General features: G+C 64.2%; 8 protein-coding genes. 4 read left to right on the forward strand and 4 right to left on the reverse strand.

The features are described from left to right. The first annotated feature begins 607 nt into the window (after positions 1 to 607). Entirely contained in the window at positions 608 to 6082 is a 5475-nt protein-coding gene (locus AC1MBU_RS07125) for a rhamnogalacturonan lyase family protein (protein WP_479789613.1), read from the forward strand. A gap of 104 nt (positions 6083 to 6186) precedes the next feature. On the opposite strand, the gene AC1MBU_RS07130 is transcribed toward AC1MBU_RS07125, so the two are convergent. From AC1MBU_RS07130 to AC1MBU_RS07140, 3 genes are read right to left on the reverse strand one after another with little or no spacing between them, the layout of a single operon-like run. After that, entirely contained in the window at positions 6187 to 7614 is a 1428-nt protein-coding gene (locus tag AC1MBU_RS07130; protein WP_346028458.1) for a class II fumarate hydratase, read from the reverse strand. A 36-nt stretch (positions 7615 to 7650) separates the two neighbouring features. After that, the gene (locus AC1MBU_RS07135; RefSeq protein ID WP_056548856.1) at positions 7651 to 8265 is read right to left on the reverse strand and encodes a carbonic anhydrase; all 615 of its coding nucleotides are present in this window, start codon (positions 8263 to 8265) and stop codon (positions 7651 to 7653) included. A gap of 58 nt (positions 8266 to 8323) precedes the next feature. Further along, complete coding sequence (locus AC1MBU_RS07140; RefSeq protein ID WP_277358849.1) at positions 8324 to 8911, reverse strand: DUF4245 domain-containing protein; 588 nt, start codon at positions 8909 to 8911, stop codon at positions 8324 to 8326. A 103-nt stretch (positions 8912 to 9014) separates the two neighbouring features. Here AC1MBU_RS07140 and glpX point away from each other — a divergent pair, with 103 nt between their 5' ends. The 3 genes from glpX (at position 9015) to AC1MBU_RS07155 (ending at position 12524) form a co-directional block, all read left to right on the forward strand. Further along, entirely contained in the window at positions 9015 to 10052 is a 1038-nt protein-coding gene (gene glpX, locus AC1MBU_RS07145; RefSeq protein ID WP_056548853.1) for a class II fructose-bisphosphatase, read from the forward strand. A gap of 262 nt (positions 10053 to 10314) precedes the next feature. After that, on the forward strand, positions 10315 to 11271 hold the full coding sequence (locus AC1MBU_RS07150; RefSeq protein ID WP_479789614.1) for a hypothetical protein: 957 nt from the start codon (positions 10315 to 10317) through the stop codon (positions 11269 to 11271). Positions 11272 to 11411: 140 nt separating this feature from the next. Further along, positions 11412 to 12524, forward strand: a complete 1113-nt coding sequence (locus AC1MBU_RS07155; RefSeq protein ID WP_479789615.1) for a lipid II:glycine glycyltransferase FemX — start codon at positions 11412 to 11414, stop codon at positions 12522 to 12524. On the opposite strand, the gene manA is transcribed toward AC1MBU_RS07155, so the two are convergent. Beyond that, on the reverse strand, positions 12469 to 13827 hold the full coding sequence (gene manA / locus AC1MBU_RS07160; protein ID WP_277358852.1) for a mannose-6-phosphate isomerase, class I: 1359 nt from the start codon (positions 13825 to 13827) through the stop codon (positions 12469 to 12471). The genes AC1MBU_RS07155 and manA overlap by 56 nt on opposite strands. Between the last annotated feature and the right edge of the window lie 4 nt (positions 13828 to 13831).

Genomic DNA, 13831 nt, shown 5'->3' on the forward strand with positions numbered 1-13831 from the left:
CTATCGCCATGCCTGTAGCTTGTGTCCTAGCGCTCGGTTGGAGCCACCTCTCAGCACGTCGCGTCGACGCTCCTGCGTCGCCCCTGGACGACCCACTCGACACGCCCGAAGCACAGGCCATGTGACGTGCCCCGGCTTCCCGGACGGTCGGGGTTGGGTGGCTGTGATGTCGCTGCGTTCTCGTCGAGAGGGTCAGCAGACCCGATCAGGGTCGATTGGGATGAGCCGCGAAGGCGGTTAGGTCAGGGCGGCCGAAGCCGGCCGGCGGGGTAGCGTCGGACACGTCGAGGTCTCTCGGATGGATGGCGTAGGAACCTCCATCGTCGGGAGACCTCGACGTCTATCTGCGGACCGACGCGCCCGGCCGACCTACACCCTCATCTGGGAAGAGCCAGGAAAGGTATCGCCATTGTCGATGCGTCACATTGGGGAAACGCTTTCCTGAACATCGCCTGATCGCTTGAATGTGACCGCTCTCACGGCTAGGCTGATTTTCGTTGGTCTCCGTGAATCGTTTCATTGCCCGTGCCTTTGTAGTGCCTCGGGCACCTCTCGGGTGGCCCGAGAACCACCGATATTTCACTGTCGAACTAAAAGGTGTGATGCCATGACCCTCGAAAATTCGCGTCCGCATTCAGCGCGCGCCCTGATAGCAGGGGCCGCAATCGTCGGCCTCTGTACGGCAACGACGCCGGCGCTGGCGGCCGAGGAGCCGCTGCCCCGTTCCTTCGACTTCGGTACCAGCGAAAGCCCGGTGGCTGACGGCTGGACCGGTATTGACGAGACCAACCGGTACTCGGCGGAAGCGGGCTACGGCATAGTGCCGGTTGGTGGAGTCAACCCCATCTCACGGCTTCGGGCACCAGCTGTCCCGGATCCGCTGGCTAATGACTTTGTGCTCGCAACCGCCTGGGGCTTCGTCGCCGATGTCCCGAACGGCTCCTACAGTGTTCGGGTCATCTCAGGCGATCAGCTCGTCAACGGCGGCACCACCAATACAACTGTCGCGCTCGAGGGCACGGCAGCCGGAACCATCCAGGCGCGCCGCTCCGTAGCTGAGCAAACGTGGCAGACCACCGTTGAAGATGGTCAGCTCACCATGGATTTCACCGGCGAAGGAGCCGGCGCCTACGTCAACGGCGTCGTCATCACGGAGGTTGAAGAAACACCGGAGCCTGAGCCGGAACCCGAACCCGAAGAGCCGGTCTCCACCCTGGCCGCGCCGCAGTCCGTGCGTATGTCCCATGTAACCTCCGAGGCCGTGACCCTGCGCTGGAATGAAGTCAGCGGAGCCACGGCCTACGTTGTCTCCCGGGCTGACGCAGTGGACGGTCCCTACACGAAGGTTGCGGAAACCGGTGAGCGGACTGTCTACCTGACCGACCCCGTCGACACGACGAAGGTCCGCTACTACAAGGTGCAGGCGCGCGGCGCTGACGGTCTCTCGCCGTCGTCGGCCGCGGCTGCCTCCAGTCTGAGCACTGACGCGCCCGCGCTTCCTGAGAATGGCGTGCTGTCGCTGGATCTGGGCAACGGAGAAACCGCGCCGGGCGCCGTCCGGATCGATGAAACGACGGCCTACACCGCAGAGAACCGCGCAGGCTTCGTAGACGTGTCCCAGGTTTCCGCCACCGACCGCGGTACGGAGGACGCCACGCGCTCCGACTTCGTCACCGTCGGCGACACCGAACTTGTGGTTGACCTGCCGAACGGCAACTACACGGCCAACCTGATTGCCGGTGACGCCGAGGGCGCAACCGATATCGCGATCACGGCCGAGCAGATGGCCAAGGTGCAGCCGACCGCGAAGGCGGCCGGCGAGTACCTCGAAATGGCCTTCGACATCGCAGTGGTGGATGGCCAGCTGAACCTCGAGTTCGCAGGGACCGCAGCGAACCTGAATTCGCTGGTGCTGACCCAGCAGACTCCACTGGAGGCCGGCCCGCAGCCGACCGCCTGGATCACCGGCGACTCCACCGTCCAGACCTACACCTCCGGTTACGCGCCACAGGCCGGCTGGGGCCAGATGATCGACCGCTTCCTCTCAGATGAGGTGACGGTCGAGAACAAGGCCATCGGCGGGCGCAGCTCCAAGAACTTCATCAGCCAGGGCCGCCTCGACGAGGTGCTGCTCAACATCAAGCCGGGCGACTACCTCTTCGTCCAGTTTGGCCATAACGACAACAGCTACGGCGTGGATGACCGCTGGGCCGCTCCGGGCGACTACTACGAGTACCTGCGTACTTTCGTGGACGGAGCCACCCAGCGCGGTGCAACGCCGGTCATCGTGACGCCGGTCTCCCGCCGTTCCTACAACACCGAGACGGGCGAGGCCAACGTGTCCTTCCCCGAGTACGTGGACGCAGCAACGCGTATCGCGGCGGACACCGGAACCCCGCTGGTTGACCTCTCCGCCTCGAGCCGGGCCTACTTGACCGAGATCGGTCCGGAAGCGGCGAAGTCGGTGTTCCTGCACGTTCCGGCCGGTGTCTACCCGGGCCGGCCGAACGGAACAACTGATGACACGCACTTCCAGGAGTACGGGGCCATCCAGATGGCCCGGCTGGTTGCGTCCGACGTCGCCAAGCTGGACATCCCGCTCGCCGCCGAGGTGGAAGCGGCGGAGCCGCCCGCCGAAGTACCTGCAGCGCCGGCGGGGCTGGTTGCCGGCAGCATCTCGAACGCCGGTGCACAGCTCACCTGGGATGCGGTCGAGGGCGCTGACATCTACAAGGTCTTTGCGAAAAAGGCCGACGCCGGAGATGATGCGTACGCTCTGGTCACCACCTCCACAGTCCCGCTTGCCAACGTAACGGGCCTTGAGGAAGGGGTGTCTTACGACCTTCGCGTTGCCGCAGTGAATGGGAGAGGTGACTCGCCGCCGTCGGACGCTGTCCGCATCACCACCAAGGCACCGCTGTACAAGTTCGATCTGCAGCTCGCCGGCAATCCCGTCATGGATGGCTATACCGCGCTGGACAATTCGAGCCTCTACACACCGGAAATCGGCTACGGCTTCCTGTCTACTGAGGGTCTCAGCGGTCGCGATCGCGGTACCGGGTTCGATCCCGTACCCACCGCGCTCCAGCGGGACTTCCTGCTGCCGGATGCCGCAAAGCACGAGCTCGTCATCGATGTTCCCAACGGCTCCTACGCGCTCAAGGCTTACTACGGTGACCCGCTTGGTAGCGGACGGTTGGCAATTCAGTCGGAGGGCAAGGACTACGGTTCCTCCAACGCCGGTCGCGGCACCATTGCGGACAGGATTCTGCAGCCCGTACTGGTGACGGACGGCCAGATCAACATCAAGGCCGGAGGCTGGTTCAACGGTCTGGAAATCACGCCGCTGCTGCTGGCGCCGAATGAGTTGGCGGCCGACGACGTTCAGATCGATGGCAGCGACGTTGCCGTCTCGCTCAGCTGGACAGGGAACGACGACGCCGCAGGCTACCGTGTGTACCGCCAGTCCGCTGGAGCTACGGAAGCGGAAGCGCTCGGCGATGTCGATGGAACGTCCTTCGTGGACACCACCGCTGATATCGGCCTTGAGTACACCTACACCGTTGTTGCGCTGGATGCTGCGGGAGCAGAGTCGGTTCCGTCGAACGCGCTCGAGCTCACTACGGTGGACCCGGACGTAGCAAAGGCGCCGGTTCCCACCGGACTGGCGCTCGGTGACGTGAACAAGAACGACGTCACGCTCAACTGGGAGCCCTCTGAAGGCGCTCTCTTCTACCAGGTGTTCCGTGCCGATCCGCTGGCAGACGGTTCTGTTGGTGAGCTTGAACTTGTCGGTCGGGCTGACAAGCCCACCTACACGGACTCCGACGTTCTGACCACTGTTGAGTACGTCTATGCAGTGGCAGCCGTCAATGCCGGCGGCGTGTCGGAAAAGTCCGAGACCGTCACCTCCCCGGCTAAGACCACGCTGGTGCGGCAGGCAGAGCGCCTTGACCGTTCGCCGGTAGCCGTTGCTTCCGAAGAGGGGGTCTACGTTGGGTGGCGCATGCTCGGCCTGGATCCCGAGGAAATCGGATTCCACGTCTACCGCGACGGTGAGCGGATCACCACCGAACCGGTCGTCTCCAGCACCAACCTGCTCGACGCCGAGGGTGCTGCTGATGCCACCTACCGCATCAGCACCGTGGTGAACGGCACCGAGCGCTGGGCCACGGAGGACTTCACGGTGTGGGATTCCCAGACCCTGGACATTCCGCTGGACAAGCCGGCCGATGCCTACACCAAGGACGGCCAGCCCTACAGCTACCGTGCCAACGACGCATCGATCGGTGACCTGGACGGTGACGGCCAGTACGAGATCGTGCTCAAGTGGGATCCGACCAACTCCCAGGACAACTCGAAGGGCGGCTACACGGGCAACGTCTATGTGGATGCCTATGAGCTGGACGGCACCCGCCTCTGGCGCATCGACCTCGGCAAGAACATCCGGGCCGGCGCGCACTACACGCAATTCCAGGTCTTTGACCTGGACGGCAACGGCACGGCTGAAGTCACTCTGAAGACGGCCGACGGAACCGTGGACGGAACGGGTGCAGTCATCGGCGATGCCCGTGCCGACTACCGGAACTCGGGCGGCTATGTGCTGGACGGCCCCGAGTTCCTGACGGTGTTCTCCGGGGCAACGGGTGCGGCGGTCGACACCGCCGACTACATCCCTGCCCGTGGAGATGTTGGTGCGTGGGGCGACGGCTACGGAAACCGCGTTGACCGGTTCCTGGCCGGAGTGGCCTACCTTGACGGCGAGAAGCCGAGCCTGGTCTTCAGCCGCGGTTACTACACGCGCACGGTGATAGCAGCCTATGACTTCGACGGCACAACGCTCACACCACGCTGGACCTTCGACTCGAACGAGTCGGGCGACGAGTACAGGGGTCAGGGCAACCACCAGTTCTCGGTGGCGGACGTCGACAATGACCAGAAGGACGAGATCATCTTCGGGTCCATGACCATCGACGACGACGGCACGGCGCTCTATAACACCGGCCTCGGCCACGGCGATTCACTCCACGTTTCGGACTTCGATCCGGCGCGGGAGGGACTTGAGGTCTTCGCGGCACACGAGGACATGGGTGCGTCCGGCAACAATGGTGCTACCTTCCGAGACGCCGCGACCGGTGAGGTGATCTGGTCCATCCCGGCAACCCGGGACACCGGACGAGCTGCCATGGCGGACATCGACCCGCGGCACCCAGGTGCTGAAGGTTGGGCTGTCGGCGGCGACGCTGCCTGGAACTCACCGGTGGGTCAGCTGCGCGCAAGCGACGGCGAACTGATCTCCGAGCAGATTCCGGCAGCGAACTTCCTCACCTGGTGGGACGGAGACCTCCTGCGGGAAATCACCGACCACGACTGGACCGAAGAAACCCGGACCGGCGTGCCCACCATCTCGAAGTGGAACGTCGAAACCAGTTCCGAGGACGTGCTCTACCGTGCTGAGGGAACGTTGACGAACAACGACACCAAGGGCACGCCGGCTCTCCAGGCGGACCTGTTCGGTGACTGGCGCGAGGAGATCGTCACCCGTACCGACGATTCGACCGCCCTGCGCATCGCCACCACGGTGAACGTCACGGACCACCGGCTGCGCACCCTGCAGTCCGATCCGGTCTACCGCCTCGGGGTTGCCTGGCAGAACACCGCCTACAACCAGCCTCCGCACACCTCGTACTTCCTGGGCGAGGGTATGGAGCAGCCGAAGGCGCCGAGCATCGCGTACACCGGTGAAGAGCCGGCTCCCGGTGAATTCGTCAAGCCGTCCTTCACGCCGGACGCTCCGGTGAAGGACTCGCTGACCGACGAAAACCAGCTGGATCTGGGCCTGGCGAAGCAAAAGTTCCCCCGTGGAGCTTCAGAGGTTGTGCTTTCGAACCTGGCTGCGGAGGGATGGGTGCACGTCTACCTCGGTGAGGTTTCGCTTGGCTGGCACCTGGTCAACGACGGCGCAGTCACCGTGACGACGCCGGAAAACACCCGGCCGGGAGACAACCGTCTGGTGGTGCACACCTCAGGGGATGAGCTGCTGGGTTGGGATCGCCTCAAGGTGGTGGGCCCGCCCCGCTAACCCCTCACGGGTGTTTGGGAACCTGAAAAGCGAGGGTCCCTCCTGGATTTGCATCCATAAGGGACCCTCGCTTTTTTATGCTGGGTACTTTGGGGCGCGCGTGCTCACTGCGGCGGGCGCGTCATGGACAGCACGTCGAGCGCTTCGTCCAGCTGCGCTTCCGTCAGTTCACCGCGATCCACATACCCGAGCGCGACGACGGCCTCCCGGACCGTGAGTCCCTCGGCCACGGCCTTCTTGGCAATCTTCGCCGCGTTCTCATAGCCGATGTACTTGTTCAGCGGCGTGACGATCGACGGCGATGCTTCCGCGAGGAAACGCGCACGTTCTTCATTGGCGGTGAGCCCGTCGATCATCTTGTCCGCCATCACCCGGCTGGTGTTGGCGAGCAGGCGGATGGACTCGAGCAGGTTGGCGGCCATCACGGGAATGCCGACGTTGAGCTCAAACGCACCGTTGGTCGAGGACAGCGCAATGGTGGTGTCATTGCCGATGACCTGGGCTGCGACCATGATGGCTGCCTCGCAGATCACCGGGTTGACCTTGCCCGGCATGATGGAGGAGCCCGGCTGCAGGTCGGGGATGGCAATTTCGCCGAGCCCGGTGTTCGGTCCCGAGCCCATCCAGCGCAAATCATTGTTGATCTTCATGAACGAGTACGCGATGTTCCGCAGCTGACCGGACGCCTCCACGAGCCCGTCCCGGTTGGCCTGCGCCTCGAAGTGGTTGCGCGCTTCGGTGAGCGGCAAGCCGGTGTCCTGGGCGAGCAGTTCGATCACACGGGCAGAGAAACCGGCCGGGGTATTGATGCCGGTTCCGACGGCGGTGCCTCCCAGGGGCACCTCGGCAACCCGGGGGAGCGAAGCGTTGATGCGTTCGACGCCGTAGCGGACCTGCGCGGCGTAGCCTCCGAATTCCTGTCCGAGCGTGACCGGCGTGGCGTCCATAAGGTGGGTGCGGCCCGACTTCACGACGCCCTTGAACTCCTCCGCCTTCCGCTCAAGCGACTCCGCCAGGTACTCAAGCGCCGGGATCAGGTCATTGATCAGCGCCGAGGTTGCAGCGACGTGGACGGAGGTCGGGAAGACGTCGTTGGAGGACTGTGACGCGTTCACGTGGTCATTGGGGTGCACCACCTTGTCGCTTCCGCTGTCCTTCAACGCGCGGGTTGCGAGTTCGGCCAGTACCTCGTTGGTATTCATGTTCGACGAGGTGCCGGATCCGGTCTGGAACACATCGATGGGGAAGTCGCCGTCGTACTTTCCTGATGCAACCTGGTCCGCTGCGGCTTCGATGGCGCGTGCGAGCTCGTCATCGAGCACACCCAGCTCGGCATTGGCAGTTGCTGCTGCCTTCTTGATCCGTGCCAGGGCTTCGATGTGCGTCCGCTCCAGCGTCTTGCCGGAGATCGGGAAGTTCTCTACGGCACGCTGCGTCTGCGCGCGGTAGAGGGCGTTGGCAGGAACCCGAACCTCGCCCATGGTGTCGTGTTCAATGCGGTAATCGACGTTGTCCTGGGAATCAATTGTCATGCGCTAATTCTCGCCTGTGGCGCTGAGCCCCACAAATCAGAGGGCGCCCAGTTCCGACACGAGGTCGGCCTTGCCTTCATCCAGATGGTAGGTAACACCGACGACGGCGGTAGACCCCTTTTCGACGGCGCTCGCGATGACGCGCGACGAGTCAACCAGGCGCTGTGCGGTTTGCCGGATATGTTCTTCCACGGCGTCGTTGATCTCGTGATCTCCGTTGCGCCGTGAGGTGAGCACCGAGGGAGTGATGCGTTCAACGAGGTCGCGGAGGAAGCCTACGGGCATGGTGCCGGAGTCAATGGCGTTGGCTGTTGCGGTGACAGCGCCGCAGGAGTCATGTCCAAGGACAACAATCAGCGGCACATTGAGGACGCCCACACCGTATTCAAGCGAGCCGAGGACGGCGTCGTCGATCACCTGTCCTGCCGTCCGGACCACGAAAATGTCACCGAGTCCGACGTCGAAAATGATCTCGGCTGCCAGGCGGGAATCCGAGCAGCCGAAGATGACGGCGAAGGGATCCTGGGTGTTCACCAGCGACGTGCGGCGGGACGCGTCCTGGTTGGGGTGGGACGACGAGGAGGAAATGAACCGCGCATTCCCATCACGCAGTTTCTGCCAGGCTTCAGCGGGAGTCAGTTGCTTGGTCACGGCTCTCACTCTACTGCTATCGCGCTTCGGCACCCGGTTGGTGACTTTACGTTGAGGGCTAGCCCAGGTCCTCCAGCACTGCGCTGCCAAGAACATCGAACTGCGCCAGGTCCGCGGTCCCGTTCAGGATGAGCGTGAAGCCGTCCTGTTCGGTAGTGAGGAACACATCGCCGGAGGTGCTGTCCAGCAGCTCCCAGGTGACGCCGTCGATCACGCGTTGTCCCGAAGGCTGCGCGTCCTCAAGGCGCTGGGAGAACCAGGTGGGGTTGGAGTTGTTGGTCTGTGTGACCTGGATGAACTCGCGATCGGGGGTGAGGTAGCCCACTTCCCAGAAAGCGACGCCGTCGGATGCGGAGCCCGTCCAGCGTGCGTAGTTGGAGGTCCAACCGTCCGGGAGAACAGCGGCGGCCGGCTCGTAACCGGCGGCGTCTTCCGCCTGGGAGGCTACGGTAGCGACGTCGATGTCCCGCGTGTAGGTCTCGGCCGTGTGCGTTGGGTTGAGCAGGACCACGAAGAGCACCAGTGCAAGGGTGACGGCGGTGGCGATGAACATGCCGATGGATGACGCGTTGGCGCGCTTTGCCTGCTTGGCCGTGAGTACCGGGGTTGCCGGTGCCTCCTGCTGGTTTTCCTGGGTATTGCTCACTCCTCCATTGTCCCTCACGCTGCATCCGTCACGAAAATGGCCGCAGCGCAGAGCCGCACTATGATTGCCGAAGAGGAACCGCTAATTCAACGATGAGGTAAACGTGTCCGACACCGCAAAGAACGCGCAGTATTCCACCCTTTCCCCGGCTCTTGCCGTGGGGGATGACGAGCCGGACCGCAACCTCGCCCTTGAGCTGGTGCGCGTCACCGAGGCCGCAGCCATTGCCGGTGGGCACTGGGTTGGTTTCGGCGACAAGAACAAGGCTGACGGCGCTGCCGTTGACGCCATGCGCTCGCTCCTCTCGACCGTCCACTTCAACGGCGTTGTGGTTATTGGTGAGGGCGAAAAGGACGAAGCGCCGATGCTCTACAACGGTGAGCGGGTCGGTGACGGAAGTGGTCCGGAGTGCGATGTCGCGGTGGACCCGATCGACGGCACCCGCTTGACGGCGCTGGGCATCAACAATGCGCTCGCCGTTCTGGCAGTGGCTGAGCGCGGCACCATGTTTGATCCCTCGGCCGTCTTCTACATGGAGAAGCTGGTCACCGGTCCCGAAGCTGCGGACATGGTTGACCTTCGCCTGCCCGTGAAACAGAACCTGCACCTGATTGCCAAGGCCAAGGGCAAAAAGGTCAACCAGATCAATGTCATGATCCTTGACCGCGACCGTCACCGTCCGCTGGTCCAGGAGATCCGCGACGCCGGTGCCCGCACCCGGTTCCTGATGGACGGCGACGTCGCTGGAGCAATCGCGGCTGCCCGTGAAGGCACTGACATCGACGCGCTCATGGGCATTGGCGGCACGCCGGAGGGCATCGTTGCTGCGTGTGCCATCAAGTCCCTTGGCGGTGTGATCCAGGGCCGGTTGTGGCCCACCAGCGACGAGGAGAAGCAGAAAGCGCTCGACGCCGGCCACGACCTTGAGCGCGTTCTCTCCACCAATGACCTGGTCACCAGCGACAACTGTTACTTTGCAGCGACCGGCATCACCGACGGCGACCTGGTGCGCGGCGTCCGCTACTCCGGCGGCAAGGTGCTTACCCAGTCGATCGTAATGCGCTCGAAGTCGGGCACCATCCGTGTGGTTGACGGTGAGCACCAGGCTCACAAGTGGGAGAGCTACGCCCGCCTGAGCTAGCACTTGCGGCGTGCCGGGTGGCGCTTTTCCTCCCGGGTTGCCGCGCAGTCGTCGCGCCACGCTCGCGATAGCGATTCGGCCAAGCGATAGCGGTTAACCTGTACCGCCTGGCCGGTCTGCTATCCGACGGCACAAACGCTATCGAGGAGTACGATGGCGTTGGCCTATGATCGCCGCGTGGCCTGTCCGCTGGCTGCCGGTTATCCACATGTGCCGCCTTTGCCGTGGCGCAGCTCATGCCCCACCCGGCAGGGTAAGGGGTGTGAACCTTCCAGCAATCCAGAGTGCGGCAGACCGTTCCCTTGACGAGGACTGGCCGCGCCGGCTGGCCAGGGGTGCGCGGCGCGGAACCCTAGTCCGCATCCGCCAGGGCTGCTACGTCGATGCCGTCCAGTGGAAGGCCCTGGACGCCAACCAGCAATACCGGTTGACCCTTCAGGCGGTGCTTCGGACGTCAACCAACGCGCCCCTCTTCGCCGAGGAATCGGCCGCGTTCCTGTGGGGCTTGCCGCTACCTGAAACGCCGACCATGGTGGACACCCTTGTGTCGCAGGGCTCCGGCAGGCGGACCGGCAACGGTGTTCGCCGCATCGTCAGGCCTGCGGTCGGTCCTTGCGTTCAGATTGGCGGTTTCACTGTGACGGGAAAGATCCAGACAGCGGTCGAGCTGGCCTTGCGTTATGACCTTCCCTGGGCCGTCGCAGTGATGGACAGGGCGTTGAATGCGGTGCGGCTTCCGGCCGAGCGCCGTGCCAACCCCGTCGGCAAACCCGAAATCGCAACCTATATAGAATCCTTGCCCACTGCTCGTGCCCGGCGAAAAGCTACGCGGGTGCTCGATTTCGCCAACGGACTCGCCATGCTGCCCGGTGAGTCCCTGAGCAGGGTTCACATGGCGGCTCGCGGTTTCGAGGCGCCTGAACTGCAATACGACGTTCACGATTCCGATGGCCATGCCGCAACTGTGGACTTCTACTGGAAGGCCTCCGGTATCGTCGGCGAGTTCGACGGCCTTACCAAATACCTCAAACCCGAGTACCTCCAGGGCCGAACCGCATCTCAGGTGGTCATCGACGAGAAGATCCGGGAAGACCGCATTCGCAGCACAGGTCGGCACGTAGTGCGCTGGCTTTGGGAGGCTGCGGTCTCCCCAGCTGCGTTGGAGAGGTGCCTCCGGGCGGCCGGCGTGCCGCAGAACGCGACGCCGCTGGTCTTCTGATAGCAGATTTGCCATGCGAGAGGGGTTAACCGCTATCGGATGGCCTAAGCGCTATCCCGAGACGAGAAAGCTATCGCGAGTCGGCCCCCCAGCGCCCGCTGGCGCTCGGCGCAGGTCCCTCGGCCAGTAGGCTTAGCACCATGAACCTCGTCATTGCTCCGTGTTGGAACGCGCCCGAATGGGACGCAGCGGTCAACCGCCTGAATGGTCACCCGCAGCAGCTGTGGGGGTGGGGGCAGACGAAGGCCGACCACGGTTGGCGGACCGATCGGCTCCTGCTGAACAGGGACGGCGAGACCATTGCGTGCGCCCAGATCCTGATCCGACGGCTGCCCCTGCCGTTCCGCGCGCTCGTCTACATTCCGCGTGGTCCGGTGTGCGGGGCAGGGCACGCACAGGAAGTCCTCGAGGCGCTCGGCAATTACGCGCGGGACGCCTATGCCGGGACCGTGCTCAGCATTGAGCCGGACTGGGACGCGCACTCGGATTTCGCGGGAGCAGTTCGCGCTGCCGGCTTCCGTGCCACCGAGAACACCATCCTTATCCCGCGTACGCTCATCCTCGACTTGTTGCTCAGCGAGGATGAACTGCTGGCCGAGATGTCGAAGAAGCACCGCCAGTACATCCGCAAGTCCGCGCGGGAAGAACTCGAGTTTCGTGAGGTAACGCCGGGGGAGATCGCGGACTGCCTCAAGGTCTACCGGGAAACAGCGGAACGTGCCGGCTTCGGCATTCACGAGGACCGCTACTACCTCGACATCCACAAGAACCTCGGGTCGGCGTCACCCGTATATGCAGCCTTCCAGGGCACCACCATGGTTGCGTTCCTCTGGCTGTCGGCCAGCGAACACACGGCCTTCGAGCTGTATGGCGGCATGACGGAGGAGGGCGAGCGGCTGCGCGCGAACTACGCCCTTAAATGGCTTGCTATCCGGGAGATGAAGGCGCGCGGGGTTGAACGCTATGACTTCAACGGCCTCCTGAATGACGGCGTGTCCAAGTTCAAGATGGGCTGGGCCAAGCACGAGAACCTGCTCATGGGCACCTGGGACAAGCCGCTGTCGCCGCTTTACCCGGTCTACGCGACGGCGATGCCGCTGGCGCGCAAGGGGCTCTCCGCATCACGCGGCGCGGTGGGCGCACTGAGGACCAAGGCCCTGCCGGCACTGAAGACGAAAGTCCTGCCAGCACTCAGGGCTAAGGCTGAGTCTCTTCGCGGCCGCCGCGGACAGGCCCCAACCCGCCAGGATTAGAATCTCCGGCGGCACCCACGGTGACGGCGAAGGCGACGGCGGTGCTGTCGCCGTCGTCGTCTGTGGTGTCCGTATTGTCCGACGCGAGGCGTGCCATCACCGGCGACTCGTTGGCAGGGATGAAGGCGCTCTGCCCGCGGTGCAGGATGAGGTCGCCCTTGGGGGAGTCGAGCACAACCGTTCCGGACACCACCAGCACCACCGTGGGTCCGTTCTGAGCGATCGGGATGTCGGCTGATGCGGCGTCATCCCCGAAGGAAACGGGAAGTTCAAGGCGCTGTAGCTGGAACTCGTCAAACGGTGGGCAGTACAGCTCCTGTCCCAGCGGGGTGGATTCCGGGTCAAGCAGTGGCAGCGCGAGCGGCGCAAACTCGACGGTCTTCAGCAGCTCGCCGGTATCAACGTGTTTGGTGGTCAATCCGCCGCGCAGGACGTTGTCCGAGGACGCCATCACTTCAATACCGAGGCCTTCCAGGTAGGCGTGCACGTTTCCCGCCGGTAGGTAGAGCGCCTGTCCGGGCTGCAGGGTAACCCTGTTGAGGAGGAGTGCAACCAACACGCCCGGATCGCTCTCGTGGTGTCCGTTGAGCTGCAGGACGGTTGCGGCCGCTGCAGCCACAAGCGGGTCCGCGGAGTCGGGAAGTCCCTTGTCCAATGCCTCGACCACCCGCTCAACGGCCGTCCGTGTCTCCGCACCGCCGGTCAGGAGCCGGGTGAAGGCTTCGCGCAGAGCTGCCGCCTCATCCGGAATGCCGAGGTCGGCGACGACGGCGCTCAGGATGGCAGGCGCCGAGCCCTGCTGCTTCTCGAGCAGGTCCACGAGACCCGTGAAGATCCGTGCCGCTTCGGTCGGCGCACGGAATCCGCACAGCGCATCGAAGTCGGTGAGCGCGAAGATCAGCTCGGGCTTGGAGAACGCGTCGCGGTAGTTCCGGTGCGGAGCGTCCTGCGGGACCGATGCGGCGTTCTCCCGGTCGAACCCCTCCTGCGCCTGCTCCGGACTGGGGTGGACCTGCAGCGAGAGCGGCGCCGCCGCAGCGAGCACCTTCATCAGGAACGGCAGCCGGTCACCGAACGCCTCACGCGTCGGAGCGCCGAGGGTGCGGTCAGTGTCGGAATCGATCAGCGCGTCCAGCGAGGTACCAGTGTCCCCATGTCCCAGCACTGTGGAGGGCGAGTCAGGGTGGGCGCCGATCCACAGCTCGGCCTCAGGGCCGCCGGATGGTGTGCGACCGAGCAGTTCCGCAATGGCCGTGGTGGATCCCCAGGTGTAGGGACGCAACGGGTTGTCCAGCTGGTACATCGGG

The organism is Arthrobacter sp. PTI12, from assembly GCF_056679915.1.

What these genes read in the sequence shown, in the direction of transcription:
- AC1MBU_RS07130 (WP_346028458.1), bottom strand. Translation starts at nt 7,614, where the DNA reads ATGACAATTGATTCCCAGGACAACGTCGATTACCGCATTGAACACGAC.
- manA (WP_277358852.1), bottom strand. Translation starts at nt 13,827, where the DNA reads ATGTACCAGCTGGACAACCCGTTGCGTCCCTACACCTGGGGATCCACC.
- AC1MBU_RS07155 (WP_479789615.1), top strand. Translation starts at nt 11,412, where the DNA reads ATGAACCTCGTCATTGCTCCGTGTTGGAACGCGCCCGAATGGGACGCA.
- AC1MBU_RS07125 (WP_479789613.1), top strand. Translation starts at nt 608, where the DNA reads ATGACCCTCGAAAATTCGCGTCCGCATTCAGCGCGCGCCCTGATAGCA.